We start from the raw sequence: 20,496 nt of genomic DNA, 5'->3' as shown, positions 1-20,496 counted from the left end.
GAAAAACGCGCCCTATTCCACGGGCTTTATTCCACGCGTTCTAAAATAATGAGCGCACGATCTTGCGTGCTGTTCGGAATCGTGTAGAAATGCTTCCCGACAAACTTGTAACCGAAATCCTCGGGGTAGAATGTTTTGAGTTCGTCAGCAACGGCGGGGCCTTTCATGAAGAACACGCGGCCACCAACCTTGAGCGAATTTGCAATGCGCGGGAGCGTTTTTTCCATGAGTTCAAAAGCACGGCTGATAACACCATCAACAGGAATGGTCATGCTGCGACTCGTGACCTTGTGACCGAACACGTCGATTCCCTTGAGGCCCATTTTTTCGATGACCATATTGAGAAAGTTGATGCGGTTTGGGCGAGGTTCGCACAAAGTAAGTTGAATCGACGGGTTCACAATTTTCAGCGGGATTCCGGGGAAACCGGCACCACTGCCAACATCAATCATGCGAGCAGGCCACTTGGGCACGTAAGCATTGATGAGCGTACAGTCGGCATAATGGCGTTCAACCATCGTTTCAAACGCATTAAGGCGCGTTAAATCCTGGTCATCATTGTTCGCACGGAGCAGCTGATGGAATTCCCAAATTTGCTTCAAAGTCTCCTGCTGAAGTTCCACACCGTAGTAATGCAAAAGCTTGTCGAGCCCAGCAAGAGAGGGCGTCACGCGCTTGCCGTTAAAAAGCGGGAACTCCGTACGCGGAGCCTTCATGTGGGGGATAAAATCCTTGCCAAGCGCACTCGCACCACGGGGTTTGGAATTTTTAGACCAAGATGAATTTGCCATGTTCCAAAATTTAGAAAGATTTAAGGATTCCATCCAAACCCAACACTTCGATTCAAAAATTTTTCAAAAAATTCTAGTCCAAAAGATTCTCTCGCGGGTGTTTATATAAGGGAGGTTCTTTTGAACAGAATACTTTTACTTTTCGCACTCATTATTTTCGCGACAGCACAAGCCAACGCTGAGGAATCATCGACAACCGCACCACCACTAGACGCAGCGCAAGTTTTCGAATGGTGGGACGACGGCATAATCACCCCCGAAGAAGCCGATGAAATTTTTTCGCAACTCGAAGAAGAAAACTACGATGAAGCGTGTTTACTCGCCGAAGTTTACGCCCAAGAGCCCTGCGCAACCACAGCCCCAAATACTACAAAATCAACCCGCAAGAAACGAAAAAACGAACCAGCGAAATCCGCGCATTCCCCAAATGCCGCGCACTCCACCAAAACGGCACAGGCAAACAAAGCCGCACCACCACTCATCCCGCACGGGCGCATTTCGTGGAAAGGACTATACAACGGCGACGGCCACTTGAAAAAACACCGCGAAGAATTGCAAATCCAATTCTACTATTTCAAATTGCATCTTGGCTCACAAGAATTGCTCTCGTACCGGCGAGACGGTTACGAGTCGCATTTCGGACAAATTTCCACGTTAGAATTTCATAGTCATTTACCACTCGACACATTATGGGGAGCAGCACTTCGTTTTCCCATCGGCAAATTCCATCTTGGTGCGCACATCGATACCTCCAAAACATTTCACACACATGTGGCGTTCCACCCCAATCGTCAAAACGAACTGACGGCCGCATTTTGGAAATTTTCAAACGCAAGCGCTATCGCGTTGCAAGCACGCACCACGCTCGGGCAAATTTCGGCTTGGTATCAATTCGGGCAAGACCTTCCGCTCGTCAAGATTCAATTGCAAAGCGAAAAGAAACACCTATCGTGGAAGACGACCGCATACATCCACGGCGACTCCATCCCGCAGGGTCTCAACTTGAGCAAAGGCATTGCCGAAAACCGCCTCTGGGCATCGCAAACAGTCAACGTCCAATGGCCCGAAGCACTAAACACAATCCTCTCCGCCAAGGCACGCGTGCTAAGCGCAATAGCCTCGGATTCCGTGAACGCCCGCTTCAAAATAGCGCTAACCACGGGGCCAGGACGGTTACGAACAAGCTTTAGCGTCACCTGCCTTGAAGCAAACGACAATTGCAGTTCGACCGAATGGAACGGTAACGTCGAATCTGATTGGAACACGCTCGCGTTCAAAGCAAGCGCCAAAGTCCGCCACGAAAACAACCGCACAAAGCCACCCAAAATCGAACTCGGCGCAAGCTACCGCAGCAGCCTCGCCCTCGCCAAACTGACAATCGCATTCCCCCAAATGAACCCAGCTAAAAGCATCACCCTCCAAAACGAAGTCAAGCTAGACAACGACTGGTTCGGGTGCGATTTCGTCTTCGCCTTCAAGAAAACCAAGACCAAATCATTCAGTCCAAGCTACGCTCACCTGCAAACAAACCTCAAATTTTGAGACATTTCATCCCAAAAGTCCCTATTTTAAAGGGTATGGATACTTTTGTAACCACTATTTTCGATAATATTCCAATTTACAGCCTCGAAGATATGTATTATTAATAATACCCAAACACTCTCAGACTCCTTTAGGTTCCCTCCTTTGCCTGAAGGAGTCCTTTTTTTTATCTTAAGATTATGTTTTATATCGCAGCTATCATCGGTTCTATCGTTTTTTTGCCTTCCATTGCATTGAACATCGCGCTTGCACTTGGGGCCCCACTTGGCATGTACGCCATGAACGGCCGCCACAGGGTCGTTCCGCAAGAGGTTCGCAGAGCATTCGTATTGCCGATCATTATGCAATTTGTAGCGCTGTTTACAATTTTAAGCGCGGGCCACGTGCTGCCCGAACTGATTCCGTTTGGAATCACGCGCATTGTCGCTTTCTTCTTTGCAATTTACCTGACGTTCTATACAGCAACAGTTTTCTTTAGCTTGAGCGCCAAGGAACGCCATGTGATGGGACCGTTCGCATTCGCATCGACCGTTTGCTTTTGGATTGTCGCGGTAGGAACGATTTAGTGGGAAGTAGGAAGTAGACGGTAGGAAGTTAGAAGTAGACAGTAGGATTATCGAGCGTCGCAGACACGGTCATCCTGGAGCGAAGCGACGGGAACCATACAGTAAACGAGAGACGAAAGACGAGAGACGAAAGGCGATAGAGACATGGAAATGACAGCACCGAAACACAATTACCAAGTCGATCTCGACCGCATTATCCGCAGGCTCGAAAAAACTGGCGAAGTGCCGACGCTTTTGTTGCATGCCTGTTGCGCACCGTGCAGCAGCTACACCATCGAATACCTTTCCCAATATTTCAAAATTACTTTGTTCTATTACAATCCAAACATCGCGCCCGCCGAAGAATACCAACACCGCGTAAACGAGATTAAACGTTTTGTCGCCGAATTTAAGACAAAGTATCCGGTCACGCTTATCGAAGGCGATTACGATCCGAAAAAATTTTACGACATCGCCCGCGGTCTTGAGCAAGAACCCGAAGGTGGCAAGCGTTGCCGCAAATGCTTTGAACTGCGACTTGCCGAATCAGCAAAACTCGCGAAAGAACTGGGCTGCGATTACTTCACCACCACACTCACCATCAGCCCGATGAAAGATGCCCAAGTGCTCAACGAAGTGGTGCAGGAACAATGCGATATTTACGGTATCAAGCGACTGCCCAGTGACTTCAAGAAAAAAGGCGGCTACAAACGTTCCATCCAACTTTCGCACGATTACAACCTCTACCGCCAAAACTTTTGCGGGTGCGTGTATTCCATGCGAGAAGCGCAGGAACGTGAAGCTCGGTCAAAAGCGGAGTTGACTGAACACAGCAAAACTTAGAAAACCGTCATACGAGATGCGCCAAACGTTATTATATTATAATTATTAAATGACCAAAATCAGGGGATACATATTCGCCGCATTACTCACCGTCGTAGCAGCTTGTAGCGGCGACGTTGACGATACACTTAGCGACAACAATCCCTCCGGCACCTTCGAAATCATCAAGACTCCTGACAGCACCTCTAGCAAAAGTTCTAGTTCATTTTCGCGCATCAAAAAAACAGATATCCACTTTTCGAACCACGTCGAAATTATCGTATTTTCGTCAAGTGAAGCACCCTCGTCATCTAGCAAAGCTCCTGTTTCGAGCAGCTCTAAACCCGCGGTCAAATCCTCATCTTCAAATGCAAAGTCGTCTAGCTCCGTGCCGCCAAGCTCTAGTTCTGCTCCGCAAAGCAGCTCCAGTTCCGACGCCCCCAAGTCAAGCGCCACACTCTATTTTTACGATTGCACCGAGCACAACTGTATCACCACAGAATTCTTGAATCCCGATATTTCTTATGGCGAATTTTTAGACAAGCGCGATGACCAGGTTTACCGCACCATCGTCATTAGCAATCATGTGTGGACCGCACAAAACATGAACTATAAAATCGAGAGCGATGAGAACGACGAAATAAACAGCTGGTGTTACGACAACGAACCAGAAAACTGCAAAAAATTTGGAAGACTCTACACATGGGAAGCCGCAAAAAAAGTTTGTCCTGAAGGTTGGCATTTACCCACCGAAGATGAATGGCAAGAACTCATCGCAGAGCACTCTTGCGATATTGTGATAAAAGACGGAAATCCGCCCGTATATCGTTGCGCAGGAACATCGCTGAAAGCAATTGACAGCTGGGGAAACGGCCTCGAAAACACCAACGAATACGGATTTTCTGTCGTTGCCGCAGGGATCGTAAATTCAGGGGCCTTCATGAACAAGGGTATAACGGGCTACCTGTGGGCCTCAACAACACAATATGAATCACTCGCAACCCTAGTCATATTTGAATATAACGAAGATTACACAAGATTCGTATTGACAAAACCAAACTCCGGGCTTTCTGTCCGTTGCGTCAAAGGGAACGCGGAATAAGACGAAAATAAATTTCGCCGGCACTTGCGTTTTCTATCTTTAGATTTATAAACTTTTCAACCCCAAAGTTCCATTATGTACGATCCTCGATTTTTACCCATTTGCAAAGAAGACCTGGACGAACTCGGTTGGGATTACGTTGACGTGATTATCATCAGCGCCGACGCTTACGTGGACCACCCTTGCTTTGGGCATGCGGTTGTCGGACGACTTTTGGAACATGAAGGTTTACGCGTGGCGATTTTGCCGCAGCCGAATTGGCGCGATGACTTGCGCGATTTTAAGAAGCTTGGCAAGCCGCGACTTTTCTTTGCGATTTCGAGCGGCATGGATTCCATGGTGAACCACTACACTGCCGCCAAGCGCCTCCGCAGCGACGATGCCTTTACGCCGGGGAACAAGGCCGGATTCCGCCCGGATTACGCGACATACACGTACGCCAAGATTTTGAAGAAGCTCTACCCCGATGTGCCGCTCCTCATTGGCGGACTCGAATCGAGCTTGCGCCGCGTGACGCATTACGACTACTGGAGCAACAAACTCAAGCCGAGCATTCTGTTCGATACGCAGGCCGATATTCTCGTTTACGGTATGGGCGAAAAACCGCTGAAAGAAATTGTTCGTTTGCTCAAAAAAGGCGTTCCGTTTTCGAGTCTGAATTCCGTTCCGCAAACCGCCTACTTGGCACCCAAGGGGAACGTCCCGAAGAACAGCAAGTGGGAAGACTTGCGACTGTACAGCTACGAAGAATGTCTGGAAAGCAAGAGGAACCAAATCGAGAACTGCCGCCGAGTCGATATCGAATGCAACAAGTGGTTCCAGCACCGCATTCTGCAAGATGTCGCGGAACAGACCGTGGTCATAAACCCCGCTTACCCACCGATGGAATACGGCGAACTGGACGAAAGTTTTGAATACCCCTACGCCCGTGAGCCGCACCCGCGCTACAAGAAACGCGGCAACATTCCGGCGTTTGACATGATCAAGTTCAGCATCAACACACACCGCGGCTGTTTTGGCGGTTGCAGTTTCTGCGCCATCAATGCGCACCAGGGCAAGTTCATCGCAAGCCGTAGCCGCGAAAGCATTCTGCGCGAAGTCGAAATCGTGACGAATATGGAAGGCTTTGCCGGAACGATCACAGATCTCGGCGGCCCCAGCGCGAACATGTACAACATGCGTGGCCGCGACCCCAGCCGTTGTCAAAAATGCGCCCGAGCAAGCTGCCTTACGCCCAATATTTGCGACAACATGGACACGCACCACGCCGAAATCTTGAGCCTTTATCGCGAAGTGCGCAACCATCCGAAAGTGAAGCACCTGTTCATCGGAAGCGGCGTGCGTTACGACATGCTCTTACAAGAGACAAATGACGAAGAACTCCGCAAGGACCACGAGGAATACGCCCGCGAACTCATCGACTACCATGTGAGTGGACGCTTGAAAGTTGCACCCGAACACACAAGCGACGCCGTGCTGAAACTGATGCGCAAGCCGAGCTTTACGCTGTTCCACAAGTTCAAAGAATTCTTTGACGACGAATGCAAACGCATCGGCAAAAAGCAGCAGCTGATTCCGTACTTTATCAGTAGCCATCCGGGATGCACCGAAGCCGACATGGCAGAACTTGCGCTCGAAACAAAGCAATTGGGTTTCCAGTTGGAACAAGTGCAAGACTTTACGCCAACGCCGATGACCATTGCCACCGAGATGTTCTACGCCGAAATGACGCCGGATGGAAAGCCTCTCTTTGTCGCCAAAACGCCCGAAGAAAAGGCAAACCAAAAGCAATTCTTCTTCTGGTACATTCCGGCGAACCGCCCGCACTTGCGCGAAGTTCTGGAACGACTCAAGATGGGTAAGGTCAGTCGCTTGCTGCTGAGCCGTACTGCAATGGCCGAGGGCAAGGAATACTTCCCAAGCAAGGAACGCGAACAGAACGAAGACTTCCGCAATCGCGAAATGCAAAAGCGCGACGAACGCACGAACGCATTACGCCCGAAAAAAGAGAAAGTCAAGAATCGCTGGCGCGACGAAGGGTACGAAGGTCGTAGCTTCAACGAAGGCCGCGGAGGCCGCTTTGGCGAGAATCGTGGGGAATCGCAAAGGGAACCACGCGAATTCCAGTTCCGCGAAGAACGCTTTAGTGAAAGTCGCGGAAACCGCTTTGAACGTAATGAAGAAGGTCGCGAGAACTGGCGAAACGAGAATCGCGACCGCTTTGAACGCGAGGGAGAACGCCAAGAACGTCGCGGATTCCACAGTGAGCGCCGATTTGACGACCGCCGTGGCAATGTTTTCGAAGACCGCCGCGATTTCGACCGCAATGGGGATCGCCGCGGGAACCAGCAAAATGCGCCGTTCCGCGAACACCGCAATGTCGAAGACAAGAACCGTTTCAACAGCGGCGAGATAAACCTCGCCAGCCGCCGCTCACACGGTAAAGGTTTCAAGAAACCGACGTTTAAGAAGTAAGTAAGCAGTGGCTAATGGCTAGTGTTTTTTCATTCGTCATCCTCGCGAAGGCGAGGATCTTTAGCATCAGCAATTTATGGAACGCCATTGACAAAAAAAACGCTTAGTTTACAAATTACAACTATTTATATATATTTGTAAACAACGGAGGAAAGTATGGCGGAACTTTCTATTTTTTCATCAAGGCTTAAAAATGCCCGCATCATGATGGGGCTTTCTATGGATGAACTCTGCGCGTCTATGGGAAACAAAGTCTCAAAGATGACCATTTCCAAATACGAAAAAGGTTTGATGGCTCCAAGCAGCGATATCGTCATCGCATTGTCAAAAGCACTTCACCAGCCTATTGATTATTTCTTTAGGCCCTTTGCCGTACAGGTCGAATCTGTTCGATTCCGCAAAAAAAGTTCTCTCCCGCAAAAAAAAGAGAACGGCATCCGCGAAGCCATTGCGGACCTTATGGAACGTTATATCAACATCGAAGAAATCTGCGGCGATGAAACGATACAATCGCCCCTTCCCCGCATAAGCGCATCTTCGTCCAAAGAAGTCAAGGCAGCAGCAGCTAAAATCCGCAAAGAATGGAACCTTGGTCTAGACGGCATCGTGAATGTTATTGACTTGCTCGAACGAAACGGAGTAAAAGTTATCGAAATTGATGCACCAGATTCATTCGATGGCATGAGTTCTCTAGTCAATGAAAAATTCCATGTAGTCATTCTAAACAAAACTTTTTCCGTCGAAAGAAAACGCTTTACAGCGCTACATGAACTTGGACATTTGGTTCTGCAATTCCCTAAAAACATCAACAATAAGCAAGAAGAAACTTTCTGTCACCTGTTTGCTAGCGAAATGTTGCTTCCCGAATCAGAACTCAAACGAATTCTCGGGAGCACTCGAAAAGACATTTCATATCAGGAGCTGAAAGCGATTCAACTTTCTTACGGAATTTCTTGTGACGCCATCATGTACAAAGCAAAAGATTGCGGCATCATTTCGGAACAACGATTCCGCACCTTCTGCATCCAGAAAAACCGAGCAAAAGGATTCAAGGCTCTTATCGAAAGAACCTTATTTCACCAAGAAACGTCAACCCGTTTCGTTAGCCTAGTTTACAAGGCTCTGAGCAAAGAACTTATTACTACATCCAAGGCTGCAAACCTTTTGCATCAAGACATTGAACAAGTTCGTAGAGATCTTGCCTTGGTATGATAAAAGAACGCATTGTCATAAGCGACGCAAACATCATCTTTGACTTACTTTCAGTAAGCCTACTGGAAGCGTTTTTTGCCTTGCCCTGCGAAATATGCACAACAGATTTAGTCATCAGCGAAATCACTCGACCAGAACAGCTGAAGATAGTCCAAAAATTTATCAATTCAAATAAATTAGGTGTAGTATCTTTTAACGCTGCTGATTTTAGCCAAGTGATTTCGTTACACACGAGCTGTACAAATAACGCTTCAATCGCAGATTGTTCTGTATGGTATTACGCCAAAAAAGTTGATGGCCGTCTTTTAACCGGAGACAGTAAGTTACGCTCAGCAGCACAAAAAGACGGTGTTAAAGTTTCAGGAGTTCTTTACCTATTCGACAATTTGATTGAATACAACATTTTATCACCAAAAGAAGCTGCAGAAAATTTAGAAACTCTTATGAATCTAAATATGCGCTTACCTAAAGGTGAGTGCGAATCAAGAATTCAATTTTGGCGAAATAAATAATCCGCAACGCTCGCCTTATGCGTTTGTCTCCTTTCCGGCTCATTTAGGAGCGCGCAAGCACGCTCCACCATTCGCCTTTGGTGCGTTCGACGGAGACTTTGAAGCCGGCTTCATCAAACCACTTGAGGATGTAATCCTTTTCGACTTCGAGCTGACCGCTGATGATCAGTTCACCGCCTTCGGCGAGCAAATCTTCGATGTCGTCGCGGAGCGGCCAAAGCTCGCTGCGAATCATGTTGCAGAGAATCACGTCGAACTTCGTTCCATCCTTGAACGCATCCAGGAATCCGAGCACGCAGTCGCTTTCACCAAAACCATTGCGTTCAAAGTTTTCCGCAATGCAGGGAATCGTGAGCGGGTCGATTTCTGTACCCACAGCAAGGCTTGCGCCCTTGCGACGAGCAAACATCGCCAAGATGCCCGTTCCCGTTCCAATGTCGAGAACAGTCTTGCCCTTAAAATCGATATTTTCCATGAGCGCAGCACAGCTACTCGTCGTCTCGTGCTCGCCCGTTCCAAATGCAGTCTTTGCCTCAAGTTCCAAGACAACCGCTTCAGGATCTTCCGGCGTAAACTCCACCCAAGGTGGACGCACCCAAAGATGCTCGCTCACAGCCACAGGCTGCGCACGGTCGCGCCACCACTTGTCCCAATCCTTCGCAGGCTCTTCAGTTACAACAAAGTTGTACTGCGGAAATTCCGCCACGATGCGGTCACGTTCCGCCTTGTCGCCCGTATAAAAACAGAACTCCGTACGACCAGCAGTCACCGGATCGAGTTCTTCGAGCGTTGCAACACCCGCCTCGAAAAGCAGGTAACTTGCAATTTCATATTCTTCATCGGGGCAGTTGCCCTGAGCCTTGTACCAAGTATCAATTTTCTGCATAGCTTAAATTTATGAAAATTAAAGGCTCGCCGCCTAGCTATCGAATTTTTATAACCATAATTCAAGAAAGATCTTCATGCGGGCGGGGCCCCAGCTCGGAGTTGACGCCTACGGCGTCAGCGGCTTCACTCGGTCATGTGCGCCTGCAAGCAGTCGCCCGCGACTCTCGTTTTGCACGCTACTGCGAAGACAATACCTTGGCCGACGCTCCCATTCTCAACACGAATATCTATCAATTCTAAATAATTAACGTTTTTCTCGCTTTGAAGCTGTTTTTACTTTTAAACTAGCTTTTTATGTTTTCACATCATAGCATATTCAACAAAGTGACTATTCAAAAGCTAGAGATTAAAAAAGAATATATTTAGACTAACAACGTCGAATAACCATGCTTTACATCCACCAATTCCCAGACTGGACGCGGTTCCACTTCGATTCTCCCAAGGTGCTCCAAGCGCTTGGGCAGACACGCCTTGAAGAAGGCAAGCTCATCGGAATTATGCAAATCTGCGGATTGAAGGATATCGAAGCCAAGCTCCTCGCCGAAGACATCGTCGCCAATTACGCCATCGACGGCTACACGCTGGACTCCGCGAACACCCTCGCCGAAGTGGAACTCAAAAGCAAAGGTTCGCAAAACTACATCAAGAACTATCTAGGCGCCATCCAGAACGCCTCGCAGCCCCTCACCGAAGAGCGCCTTTTCAACTGGCATTCCGCGATGGGCCAGAACAAAGTCTTAAAGTTTCGCGAAGTTCCGAACGAAGTGCAAACGACCATCGACGAAAAGCAACTCCATTTTGTAGGCCCGAACCCGGAACGTCTCCAAAGCGAAATGGAAAACTTTTTATCGTGGTTTGAAAGCGCTAATATAGATGGGGTGATTAAAGCCGCAATTGCACATTTTTGGTTCATCACGATTCGCCCCTTCGCCGATGCCAACGGCAGACTCGCCCGCGCCATCACGGCCATGCAACTCGCCCGTACCGAGAACACGACGCATTGCCAATACGCACTAAACAAACAAATTAACATTCATAAAAGCGACTACTTCAAGATTCTCGCACGCACGCAAGCCGCAAGCGGCGACCTCACCGAATGGATTTTATGGTTCCTGCAAATGATGCGAAACGCCATCAAAGATAGCGAACAACTTTTCGCCTCAGAAATCAGCCGCATCCAGTTCCGCAGCGCCCACGCAAACGACACATTCAGCGCCCGCGAACAGCAGCTCCTCGACGAAATCATGGCAGGCCGCCTCGCGCAGCCCTTCACCGCAAAAGAAGCCGCAGCGCTCTTCAACGCAAGCCACGACACCGCCCTCCGCGAAATACAAAGCCTCATGGACAAAGGAATCCTCGAGACAAATAAAAAAGGCGGCCGCAGCATGCGATACCGCCTTGTCGACAATCATCCCTGATAAACAGCGACGCCCTTTGCCGTGAGTAATAAGCTCATGATATTTGGATTATCAGAATGAAGGTTATCATGCGTCCGCAGTTTACTTGCCGGGTACTTGTCCGGTCAGTTAAATTCGGCTGAACTGTCCATTCTTTAGTGGGTTGGATATACAAATTCCTTAATAATTTTACAGTCGCCTTTACAGTCGGCTGTTCTTCATCCAATTCAAGCGGGAACGCAATGCGTTCCCAATTGCGCACACATGTGTTCGCAATTAGCTAAATGCGGTAAAAACAACTTGCAAAACTTGATTCGCCGTTTCCAAAGGTTAGAGGCATCCCCTTCTCGAGTACACCGTCTTCAAACCATTAAGACATCGGGTACAAAAGGACTGTTTTTGGGCGTTCACGCCCTCAAATTATTAAATTTTGATACTTTTTCTCATTTTTTAATAACAAAAACTTGCTTTCTCGACAAAAACAATGTAAATTTTGAGAAAATCTCTCAAAAAAAACATATTCAAAGGCAGTAAATATGCTTGTATCATTCACCGTAGGAAATTTCCGCTCGTTTAAAGAGAACAAGACCTTTTCCATGAAGGCCACCTCCATTCAGGAACTCAAGGAATTCGTACGCGAAGATAACAACTTCAAACTGCTACCATCTATAGCCATTTACGGAGCGAATTCCAGCGGCAAAAGCAATTTGCTTTCGGCTATAGGAATGATGAAAAAGATTCTGCTTTCCTCTGTTAAGACAAACCCAACAGAAGAACTGAAAACCGATCCTTTTAAATTAGACGAGCTTTATCCGCAAAAACCGACTTTTTTCGAAGTCGTATTCACATCGGGAGACGACACCTACAAGTATGGCTTTGAATATAGTCCAAGAAAAATTAATAGAGAGTGGCTGTATACAATCAAAAACGATAAGGAAAAACCTCTTTTTGTTCGAAATGATGAAGGAATTGGTATAACCAAGGAATTTCCTGAAGGAAACGGCAAGGAAGAGGCAACAGTCGAAAACCGTTTATTTTTGTCTCTTGTAGCACAGTTGAATGGGAAAATATCAAAATCTATAATGGGATGGTTTGAAGATTTAAGAGTCACTTCCGGCGTAAAGGACGACGATTTTAAAAATTTCTCAATAAAATATTTGTTCGCAAACAACGAAAAATCGAAAAAAGCAACAGATTTTCTTAAAGGAATGGATTTAGGATTTTCTAGCATCAGAGAAGCCGAAACGGGATTAAAAAAGTACGCTAGCGACAATATTACAGGAATAGAAGCTTTATTAAAATTCATTCCAGACGAACTAAACAATGCTTTGAAATTTCCAACACTCGAAACAGGGCATATTGTTCGAAAAAAAGATGGGCAACCAAGCGAAGCCTTCTTTTCTAACGATGAAATGGAATCAGAAGGAACGAAAAAAATCATCAATATGTCAGGACCGATTATAGACACGCTTGAAAAGGGCGGAATAATCGTTATTGATGAATTTGACGCCAAGCTCCACCCCCTACTCACCAAGAAAATCATTGAAATATTTAATTCTCCCGAAACAAACCCGAACAAGGCCCAACTGATATTCGCGACACACGACACAAACTTGCTCAGCAACAAAATTTTCCGCAGAGACCAAATTTGGTTTGCAGAAAAGAACCGCGAAGACGAATCAACCGACATTTATCCGCTTAGCGAGATCAAGGAACAAAATGGAGAAAAGATAAGACAAGATAGAGTTTACGAAAAAGACTATATCAACGGCAGATACGGCGCAATTCCATTCTTAAGGAGTTAAAATGAAAAAACTCTCGTTAGAAGAAATTGCACAGGAAGAAGAACTACACGCCAAACGAATTGAGCAAGAATCGCAAACCAAAGAGCGATTCGTAAAGCTCACTTTTTTGATTGCAACTGAAGGCACGCAGACTGAGCCGAATTATTTCAACGCACTCAAAGCGGAACTCGACAAAACGAACCGTTTCAACATAAATATTACTGTACAAGGCAAAGGGAAATCGACAACAGCCCTTGTCAACAAAGTTCATCGCCAGATAGAATATAACCACCAAGAATACGACCGCGTCTGGGTCGTATTTGACCGGGATGAATTCCCCGATTTTGACGAAGCCATCCAACAAGCCGCAGAACACAAAATCAATTGCGCGTGGTCAAACGAAAGTTTTGAACTTTGGCTGCTACTGCATTTCAAAGAAGTTTCTAAACACACGAGTCGCAAAGATCTTTGCGACTTGCTAGAAGACGCTATCCGTAACGAATTGCACAAAAAAGACCCGAACGCTCTCTACGACTACTCCAAAGGCGATTCCCAAATTTACGAGCACATAACAAAACTCGGCAATGAAGCTGACGCATTTACAAGAGCCGAGGCCCTTAGGAATAATTTCAAAGATTCAACAAATGCACCAAGTTCGCAAAATCCTTGCACACACGTTGATGAACTTATATTTGAATTGAGAAATCCGGAACTGACGGCAGAGAATGTTCGGGAAGAAGAAAAGAACTAAAATTACAAAATCGGTAATAAGCCTAATTGTGCAGTTGCCAACTGCACAAAATCGTCTTTTTACCACCTCTCAGCTGTTTGGAAATTCCGAACAATTCGAATCTAATTTTTTACCATGAAGCTTTCAGGCTATACTTCCGGCACTTCGAAAGAATTTATCCCATGCACTTTCTTCAGGGTTCATCAATGAACTCTGAATCTTTCAATTTCTGCATCATGATGCACAAGTCGTAAGTGTTCAGGCGGCCTTTCTTTTCGGCTTTTCTTACAACGATCTTGCGGACTTTGAGTTCTTTAATTTCAAAACAGTCCAGCCAGCTGTCGTATTCCAAGAAATTGGCGTAGTTCTTTTGAGAAAGCAAGTACTGTTCTTTTTGCCATTCGGGCTCATTGGAATAATCGTTTTCTGAATTTATCAGAACCGCAGCAATTTGTTTTCTATCCAACTTGGTACCAGATACTGTAAGCTTCCCCATAAACTGACAAAATTGCATTTTTTGAAAAAAAAATCATCCCCACCCCTCAATAGCAACCTTCCAATTTCTTTATTATGAGGAAACTTACAAAAATGGGTAGCTGACACAGAAAAAACATTTCTAAAAAAAATGTTACCCATTACAATTACGAATGACATAACCATCTCTCTTTATATTATCAATCATTTCATCGTTTATGGAAGTGCCATCAATAATCTCTACAGACTTAACATCAAATTTTTCGCGATATATTTTATCCACAATGTCAGCAACACTATTTTTTTCAACCATTAAAAACTTTTTTCCCTTTCTATTATAAAATTTATAATATTTTTTTTCAACTCTCATATCGTATAAGGATTCTCCAAATTGAGTTCTTTCTTCATCGTACCAATCCTCAAATTCAAATAATTTATCATTTTCCTTTTCATACTTCCATTTTTTTGAATTTATTTGATGGATTTTTGTCTTTAAAGCCTCCACAAACGACGCAACAAATTTAATTTCATCCAATTTTTCTTTTCCATCATACTTCAAATTCAATTCATTTCTTATTCTGACATCAAGACAGAAATCCCTAACAAAAATCAAATCCCATGGCACAAGATTATGAATCATTCTATAATCGGAAAAAAAATGATTTCCTTTCTCATTAGGTTCTTCCCATTGACTTCCGCATCCTGAAACCCAATTATAAAAAAGCATCGCTTGTTCTTGTCGTGTCATTTGAGCTCTTAAAACACGTAACAGTTCTCTCTTGTGTGAATATGTCAAATCACTGTTTACAACATATTTCACAACCATGTATAAATGACGATAATAATGATTCATAGTTTCAATATATCCATCACCTAATTTTTTATTTATAAAATATCCTCTTTTTTTAAAAATCCTTTTTAAAACCTCTTCCAAATCAGAATCTAAATTTTCAATCGCACTTTTACATGACTCAATAAAATTTGCCTCCGTCACAGAAAATTTCAAAAAATCTGAAATACTTTTTAACAAAACGTTTAAATTATCATTTTTCACTGATTTATAGAAACAATCATATGCCTTATTTACAAGATCTTTTCCAAGACCTTTTTCGTGTTTCAAAAGGAGGTATATCAAATCAAATTCTATAAGCAAATAATTGAATATTTGGTTTCCTCGTTTTTCAACAAAGATTCCATTTTCAGGTCCTCTTCCTTCAGAATCGAGACTTACCTTATAATCATCAACACATTCATTCCACGAAAACGTATCAACATTATTTTTGTGAAGTTTCAACAGTTCATAAAATCGCGATACAACGTCTTCTCGCATTTTATTTTGTTGCTCTGCTTCAATTTGCTTTTGTTGTTTTTCATCTTTTTCTTGTAAATTGAGGTTTGCCTTATACTGAACAAAAAAAGCCAAAAACGTACCCAGCGCTCCAAAAAACGTAGCTAAAGGGCATAACAGGCTGATATAATAGTTTGGATAGTTATTTGGTTGTTCTAGTTTTACTTTTCTATAGAAGAAAACATAACCGTCATCCCCACCATACAAAAAGTAAGGCAAAACCCACATAATCAAGGAGAGAAAAATCAAAAAAATTACCATTTTTTTAGACATAATACACCATCAAATTGCAGTAAGCAAAAGTATTCCTTCAAAAAGAATTTTTATATATTTCTTAAATTCTTCCTTATTTTCAAATAAACGATCTTCTAAATCCATTTTATGCGAACAACAGTTTCTAATTTTATGACATAAATAAAGCAAAGCAGAAGCATATTTTTCATACGTGTCAAAGCTTTTGATTTTTTCAATTAATTCATTCAGATAATTCCTTAAATCTTCCGCACGTTTAATATCGGATATTAATTTCATCTCACTTTTTCCCACAGGATCTAAAGAACCAGCCCCTTCAAGAAATTCTATTAGAGGCCCTATCATTTTCTGATTATTATAACCTTTTTTACTTGACGCAACATCAACCAAACAACGTTCAAAAAAAGTACATGTAAATTCTATCGTACTACAACATTCAGAAAAAGCAATCTTAGAAGCAGGAATATCATCCCAAAAACGAACCACACTCTGCCATCGCACACGGACACAAACAAATTCTTTTTCATATGTTGCTAGCAAAACAGCCTTCCGACATTCGTATGTTTCTCTTTCTGAAGGATATGACGCCTCAGCATTTAATAAATTTAATGGTTTATAATTATCTTCAGCCTTCTGCAGCAAGGCGGAGAATGATTTCCATTTTTGTATTAAGGTTCCAAAGTTTTCTTTTTTTATCAATTCAAGTTCTTTTACAGCATCAGAATAATTTCGTAGCGTCAAATAAACAAAGGCTAAATGAGTATGATAATCATCCTCATTTAAATTTTGATTTTTTTGATAGACTTGTTCGTCATCAATATATTCTATTATTCTCCTTAAAAGCCCTCCAGAAACATTTTCTGAAATAATCAACGGATAAATCCAATCTCCAAAAAAATTCGGATTAACTTGCGAATTATACATAGAAAAGCGTTGTTGACTTTCCACTATATTTTTCAATTGCATAAAAACAATCGTATTAGCATTATTCAAATTTGTCATTGCCATATTATTCATAAACATTCCTCTTTGTTAATTCTGTCATAAAAATAACTACATTTTAGCATTTTTTAATTAATGCATTTTTTTGTTTTTTTTATATCGTTCTTCAAAAACACGTTCAGAACTCAAAGAATCAACCTTATCCAAACGTTTTTCAAATACAATATTTTGTGATTCAATCTTTTCAACATCCTTTTCAACAGCGACTTCTTTTTTTTCAAGTTCACCTATATCAGATCTAACATACACAAATAAATATGTCGCAATAAAAAGTATTACAGCACCAGCCAAACTAACGACAATCCCAAATGTACTATTAGAAAGTTTCTTATCTATCTTACCTTCTATTTCTCCACGAAATTGTTGCATTGATGAGTTTATGTTGTTTGAAACTTCTAATTTCAAATCAGAAGAATTCTTCCCCATTTCCATACGAAAATTTTGCAAGACAGAATCAAACTGTGATTTTTCATTTGGATCAACATTTGGACCAACTGCAGTATTTGGGAGTTGTCGCATTTGCTGTCCCACAGAACTTTCGCCATATTCAAGTTTGAAATTATATCTTACATTTTGATTTATTCTATTTAAATTAGACTTTAAATCATACGGATTTGCAAAATTTTCTTGCCGTACAGGAGGCTGTACTTTAGACACAGATTTCCTTTTTTTCTTTTTACTCATTATAATGCACCAAAATTATCAACCAGAGACTTTTCAACAGATAATGACGCTCTAACAACATCATGAATTTTTTCAATGGAATTCAATTCATTAAGACTGGTTTCCACCAAAAAATTATCTGTATCTAGACCAATACCAACGCCATTATTTCGACCTTCATAATTAAAATTTCGTTCTAAAAATGAATCATTTGCATTTACTGGGCCCAATATATACATGCCTTGCCCGTGTCTAATTTCCAATCTTAAATCTTTTAATTGATAGCCATCAAAGAATAGATCATTAGGAAAATGATTCTTAAATTTTTCAACAACATCATCAAATTTACGAGATGCAGTTTTATATGTACCCTGAATTCTACAACCAATTCGCGCAATTTCAATATTAGGAAAAACCTGCACTAAAGCTTTGTACATTGAATCAATATCATCTACATATTTCTGAATAGAATCAATCTTGGTGGATACATACGCAAACCTATTAATCTCAACAGCGAGAGATGTTCTTACAAGATTTTCAACATTATTGTCAGAAATTTTCACTGCAAGTTCACCAAAAGACCAAAATCCATTGGGAATAAAGCCCTCCATTTCTGATAAAATTTTTCCTTTTTTGTCAAGGAATGTTGGAATTGGTTTAAACCGTAATTCAACAATCATTTTACGATTTAAAACAGAGGATTTATCAATATTTTCTTGAAAAGAAGCCATATTTATTCCTTTTTTTGTATTTCTAAATAATCTTAAAAAAAATCACCCAACCGTTACTTGGCCGTTCATTAGGAGCGGGAGGAGTTTATCTCGTAGTTTTGTGAGGCGAGAGATTTCCTTGGTATTTTTCTGAATCACAGCTTGCATCGGGACAACCAAAGCACTAAACTTTTTTATCAGATCTTCAAAATTTTCTTTCGCAATGCAAATAGGGTAATTCATGATTCTCGTTTTGTCGCCACGAGGCATTTTACTGCCTTTTGCACCCTGCATTACATAGTCAAAGAAATCATCTTGCCATAAGGTCTTATAGACAAAATATGAATTATCCGAATTTAGAGAACGAATACAAAGGACATCTGTAGAGCATGTTCCACTTTGGTCTGCATACCATATTTTCTTGAAATACGGACGAATGTTTGATATCAGGATATCGTCTTTTTTGTAGCACAAGACATTTCCAGATGCAGGTTTTAAGTTTTCACCGCTTAAGCCTTGTTTTTGAGGCAACATATTATCTGTTGATACGTAATTAAACGCTTTATCAAATTTGGTCGTTGTTTTGACATAATCCGCAATGTCTGCCAAAGTTTTCACTTCCCAGCCAGCAGGGATTTCGCGTTTGAGGGCGGGGTTGTAGGTCATGGGGCCGCCGGTGGTTTTGTAGGGGCGGCCATTTTTGTCGGGGAAATCGAATTGGACGAACCAGTAGTCATATAGGCGTTTTGCCATTGCTTCGAGTTTCTGGTTCATCTTTTTGTTTAGGGCGATTTTGTCGTCCAATGCGGAAAGGACTTGAACAACTTTCTTAGAATTTTCTGTGTATTCTGGAATATCTAAATCACGCAAAAATCCGAGTGGCACAAATTTCTGCACAGCCCCAGCCATTAAAGCATCAATTTTTGCTTGAACCAAAGGAGACTGCAGATAATAATACAACCAATATGCTTTTTCCTTGTTTTGACAAGAAAAAACACCCATATTCTTGATAGCGTAATCAATCTTTTCCGAAGTCTCAATATAAACATTGCCCACAGTTCCAATCATTGAAAATAGAATATCCCACTGATGAACTTGGCTGCGTTTATTCACATTTTCAAAATCTTCCTCAGAAATTAAATAGGCCGAGGAAATATCCAAACTTCTATTTGCGATGTGTTTTGATGTAATAAGAAGTCTGCCGTCCTCCACTGGCTTTGGAGAATCATGTGTTCCATCAAAAACTTTCTTGCAGTATTCTGTTGCTATCATTCTTTTTCAAACCTTCACATAGATTGCTTCGTCTCTATCGTTCCTCGCAATGACGCACCAAAGTCATCTTTTACCTAATTGCTTATCCAAATAAATATCTTCTTCTAGTTCTTCAGAAGCTCCAGCAAGTCGTGCTAAAGGAGAAGCATTCGCTTCTCTTCTTGCATCCTTTCTATCTTGAAATCTTTTTCGTTCTTTTCTTTCTTGCTCTTGTTTTGCCTGATTATCTCTTTCTATCTGCCTTCGTTCTGCATCCCGTTCCCTTACTACACTCCTACTTTCAGCGGCCTCATCGTATTTGCGTTGTTTTTTGAATATAGCTATAGGGACAATGACGGATGCGACGACAGCCAAAAGTGAAAACAAACCAGAATTTTGATTTATCCAATCCAACATTTCCTTATTCCTTTTTTCTTATAAAGATTTTCCGTTAGGAAAATCGAATCCGTGTGGCTTTATCGGGGCGTTGCGGGGTGTCCCCGCTAGAAGGGGTAGCGAGCAACGGAGTGCGAGCGAGGGGGAGACTTCCCCCTTTGTATATCCTTTCAATTTCATTCCCATCTTTACTAAACCTTTCCTAGATCCTTTACATTCGACCCTTCGGCAAGCTCAGGAACCTTATCCGGTAACCACGCTCAAGATGACGCAGACCTAATTGAATTTCAAGTTGCTCAACTGTTTCTGTATTTCCTTTTCGAGTTTGTGGCTTTCGGCGAACATGGCGGTGAGTTCTTCGGTGTCGGCTTTCATCTGGGCATTGAATTCGTCGGCGGTGATATCCACGTAGTCTATCTTGATGTCGAAATACTGGCCGGCGCTCAGGCTGTAGCCTTTTTCCTTGACTTCGCCGTAGGTCACGACTACGCTGAAGTCTTCGACGGCTTTGGCCTTGCGGAAGGTGGTCACGATTTTCTCGATTTCGTCGTCTTCGAGGCGGACTTTCTTGAGGCCGTTCGCGTCCTTGTATTCCTTGCC

Annotated in this window: 20 protein-coding genes; 10 read left to right on the top strand and 10 right to left on the bottom strand. The window is 43.0% G+C overall.

The window, feature by feature from the left end; translation table 11 throughout:
• Positions 1 to 26: 26 nt before the first annotated feature.
• Complete coding sequence (rsmG, locus tag HUF13_RS15140) at positions 27 to 791, bottom strand: 16S rRNA (guanine(527)-N(7))-methyltransferase RsmG (RefSeq protein ID WP_304039260.1); 765 nt, start codon at positions 789 to 791, stop codon at positions 27 to 29.
• Positions 792 to 911: 120 nt separating this feature from the next.
• Between rsmG and HUF13_RS15135 the strand changes: the two genes are divergently transcribed.
• From HUF13_RS15135 to HUF13_RS15105, 7 genes are all read left to right on the top strand, one after another.
• Entirely contained in the window at positions 912 to 2,333 is a 1,422-nt protein-coding gene (locus HUF13_RS15135) for a hypothetical protein (protein WP_173475900.1), read from the top strand.
• A 179-nt stretch (positions 2,334 to 2,512) separates the two neighbouring features.
• A complete protein-coding gene (locus tag HUF13_RS15130; protein ID WP_173475899.1) occupies positions 2,513 to 2,899 on the top strand; it encodes a hypothetical protein in 387 nt (128 codons plus the stop codon).
• A gap of 144 nt (positions 2,900 to 3,043) precedes the next feature.
• Positions 3,044 to 3,721, top strand: a complete 678-nt coding sequence (locus tag HUF13_RS15125; RefSeq protein WP_173475898.1) for an epoxyqueuosine reductase QueH — start codon at positions 3,044 to 3,046, stop codon at positions 3,719 to 3,721.
• A 49-nt stretch (positions 3,722 to 3,770) separates the two neighbouring features.
• The gene (locus tag HUF13_RS15120; protein ID WP_173475897.1) at positions 3,771 to 4,802 is read left to right on the top strand and encodes a fibrobacter succinogenes major paralogous domain-containing protein; all 1,032 of its coding nucleotides are present in this window, start codon (positions 3,771 to 3,773) and stop codon (positions 4,800 to 4,802) included.
• Between the two features lie 75 nt (positions 4,803 to 4,877).
• On the top strand, positions 4,878 to 7,277 hold the full coding sequence (locus HUF13_RS15115; protein WP_304039258.1) for a YgiQ family radical SAM protein: 2,400 nt from the start codon (positions 4,878 to 4,880) through the stop codon (positions 7,275 to 7,277).
• A gap of 156 nt (positions 7,278 to 7,433) precedes the next feature.
• Complete coding sequence (locus tag HUF13_RS15110) at positions 7,434 to 8,489, top strand: ImmA/IrrE family metallo-endopeptidase (RefSeq protein ID WP_173475896.1); 1,056 nt, start codon at positions 7,434 to 7,436, stop codon at positions 8,487 to 8,489.
• Positions 8,486 to 9,001: a hypothetical protein gene (locus HUF13_RS15105; protein WP_173475895.1), complete on the top strand. Its 516-nt coding sequence runs from the start codon at positions 8,486 to 8,488 to the stop codon at positions 8,999 to 9,001. The genes HUF13_RS15110 and HUF13_RS15105 overlap by 4 nt, the downstream gene beginning before the upstream one ends.
• Positions 9,002 to 9,044: 43 nt before the next feature.
• Here the strand turns inward: HUF13_RS15105 and HUF13_RS15100 are convergent, their stop codons facing one another.
• Entirely contained in the window at positions 9,045 to 9,887 is an 843-nt protein-coding gene (locus HUF13_RS15100; RefSeq protein ID WP_173475894.1) for a 50S ribosomal protein L11 methyltransferase, read from the bottom strand.
• 388 nt (positions 9,888 to 10,275) lie between these two features.
• Between HUF13_RS15100 and HUF13_RS15095 the strand changes: the two genes are divergently transcribed.
• The 3 genes from HUF13_RS15095 to HUF13_RS15085 all read left to right on the top strand — a co-directional run bounded on the left by HUF13_RS15095 (position 10,276) and on the right by HUF13_RS15085 (position 13,821).
• Entirely contained in the window at positions 10,276 to 11,307 is a 1,032-nt protein-coding gene (locus tag HUF13_RS15095; RefSeq protein WP_173475893.1) for a Fic family protein, read from the top strand.
• Between the two features lie 515 nt (positions 11,308 to 11,822).
• Positions 11,823 to 13,091 (top strand): ATP/GTP-binding protein, encoded by a 1,269-nt coding sequence (locus HUF13_RS15090; RefSeq protein ID WP_173475892.1) that lies wholly within the window; start codon positions 11,823 to 11,825, stop codon positions 13,089 to 13,091.
• Between the two features lies 1 nt (position 13,092).
• Positions 13,093 to 13,821, top strand: a complete 729-nt coding sequence (locus tag HUF13_RS15085; protein WP_173475891.1) for an RloB family protein — start codon at positions 13,093 to 13,095, stop codon at positions 13,819 to 13,821.
• A 172-nt stretch (positions 13,822 to 13,993) separates the two neighbouring features.
• Here HUF13_RS15085 and HUF13_RS15080 read toward each other — a convergent pair whose 3' ends face one another.
• The 8 genes from HUF13_RS15080 to HUF13_RS15045 all read right to left on the bottom strand — a co-directional run.
• Positions 13,994 to 14,266, bottom strand: a complete 273-nt coding sequence (locus tag HUF13_RS15080; protein WP_304039256.1) for a hypothetical protein — start codon at positions 14,264 to 14,266, stop codon at positions 13,994 to 13,996.
• Between the two features lie 162 nt (positions 14,267 to 14,428).
• Positions 14,429 to 15,895 carry a putative phage abortive infection protein gene (locus tag HUF13_RS15075; protein WP_173475890.1) on the bottom strand — a complete coding sequence of 489 codons (1,467 nt, stop codon included), beginning with the start codon at positions 15,893 to 15,895 and terminating at the stop codon, positions 14,429 to 14,431.
• Positions 15,896 to 15,904: 9 nt separating this feature from the next.
• The gene (locus HUF13_RS15070) at positions 15,905 to 16,891 is read right to left on the bottom strand and encodes a hypothetical protein (protein ID WP_173475889.1); all 987 of its coding nucleotides are present in this window, start codon (positions 16,889 to 16,891) and stop codon (positions 15,905 to 15,907) included.
• Between the two features lie 57 nt (positions 16,892 to 16,948).
• Positions 16,949 to 17,560, bottom strand: a complete 612-nt coding sequence (locus HUF13_RS15065) for a hypothetical protein (RefSeq protein WP_173475888.1) — start codon at positions 17,558 to 17,560, stop codon at positions 16,949 to 16,951.
• Positions 17,560 to 18,270 (bottom strand): hypothetical protein, encoded by a 711-nt coding sequence (locus HUF13_RS15060; RefSeq protein WP_173475887.1) that lies wholly within the window; start codon positions 18,268 to 18,270, stop codon positions 17,560 to 17,562. Before HUF13_RS15060 ends, HUF13_RS15065 begins: the two co-directional genes overlap by 1 nt.
• A 42-nt stretch (positions 18,271 to 18,312) precedes the next feature.
• Positions 18,313 to 19,521: a restriction endonuclease subunit S gene (locus HUF13_RS15055; protein WP_173475886.1), complete on the bottom strand. Its 1,209-nt coding sequence runs from the start codon at positions 19,519 to 19,521 to the stop codon at positions 18,313 to 18,315.
• A 63-nt stretch (positions 19,522 to 19,584) separates the two neighbouring features.
• A complete protein-coding gene (locus HUF13_RS15050; protein ID WP_173475885.1) occupies positions 19,585 to 19,917 on the bottom strand; it encodes a hypothetical protein in 333 nt (110 codons plus the stop codon).
• 255 nt (positions 19,918 to 20,172) lie between these two features.
• The coding region (locus tag HUF13_RS15045) for an N-6 DNA methylase (protein WP_173475884.1) at positions 20,173 to 20,496 on the bottom strand (324 nt) is incomplete at its 5' end.

This window comes from Fibrobacter succinogenes, assembly GCF_902779965.1.
In the GTDB taxonomy this organism is placed as follows: Bacteria; Fibrobacterota; Fibrobacteria; order Fibrobacterales; family Fibrobacteraceae; genus Fibrobacter; species Fibrobacter succinogenes_F.
The sequence above is the reverse complement of the archived record's forward strand: the minus strand, read 5'-3'. Positions and strand labels throughout refer to the sequence as shown.

Bases quoted from the DNA above. Each gene is read 5' to 3' on its own strand.
- HUF13_RS15050 (WP_173475885.1), bottom strand. From the start codon at position 19,917: ATGTTGGATTGGATAAATCAAAATTCTGGTTTGTTTTCACTTTTGGCT.
- HUF13_RS15065 (WP_173475888.1), bottom strand. From the start codon at position 17,560: ATGAGTAAAAAGAAAAAAAGGAAATCTGTGTCTAAAGTACAGCCTCCT.
- HUF13_RS15055 (WP_173475886.1), bottom strand. From the start codon at position 19,521: ATGATAGCAACAGAATACTGCAAGAAAGTTTTTGATGGAACACATGAT.
- HUF13_RS15105 (WP_173475895.1), top strand. From the start codon at position 8,486: ATGATAAAAGAACGCATTGTCATAAGCGACGCAAACATCATCTTTGAC.
- HUF13_RS15115 (WP_304039258.1), top strand. From the start codon at position 4,878: ATGTACGATCCTCGATTTTTACCCATTTGCAAAGAAGACCTGGACGAA.
- HUF13_RS15110 (WP_173475896.1), top strand. From the start codon at position 7,434: ATGGCGGAACTTTCTATTTTTTCATCAAGGCTTAAAAATGCCCGCATC.
- rsmG (WP_304039260.1), bottom strand. From the start codon at position 791: ATGGCAAATTCATCTTGGTCTAAAAATTCCAAACCCCGTGGTGCGAGT.
- HUF13_RS15060 (WP_173475887.1), bottom strand. From the start codon at position 18,270: ATGGCTTCTTTTCAAGAAAATATTGATAAATCCTCTGTTTTAAATCGT.
- HUF13_RS15125 (WP_173475898.1), top strand. From the start codon at position 3,044: ATGGAAATGACAGCACCGAAACACAATTACCAAGTCGATCTCGACCGC.
- HUF13_RS15085 (WP_173475891.1), top strand. From the start codon at position 13,093: ATGAAAAAACTCTCGTTAGAAGAAATTGCACAGGAAGAAGAACTACAC.
- HUF13_RS15130 (WP_173475899.1), top strand. From the start codon at position 2,513: ATGTTTTATATCGCAGCTATCATCGGTTCTATCGTTTTTTTGCCTTCC.
- HUF13_RS15100 (WP_173475894.1), bottom strand. From the start codon at position 9,887: ATGCAGAAAATTGATACTTGGTACAAGGCTCAGGGCAACTGCCCCGAT.
- HUF13_RS15095 (WP_173475893.1), top strand. From the start codon at position 10,276: ATGCTTTACATCCACCAATTCCCAGACTGGACGCGGTTCCACTTCGAT.
- HUF13_RS15075 (WP_173475890.1), bottom strand. From the start codon at position 15,895: ATGTCTAAAAAAATGGTAATTTTTTTGATTTTTCTCTCCTTGATTATG.
- HUF13_RS15120 (WP_173475897.1), top strand. From the start codon at position 3,771: ATGACCAAAATCAGGGGATACATATTCGCCGCATTACTCACCGTCGTA.
- HUF13_RS15070 (WP_173475889.1), bottom strand. From the start codon at position 16,891: ATGAATAATATGGCAATGACAAATTTGAATAATGCTAATACGATTGTT.
- HUF13_RS15090 (WP_173475892.1), top strand. From the start codon at position 11,823: ATGCTTGTATCATTCACCGTAGGAAATTTCCGCTCGTTTAAAGAGAAC.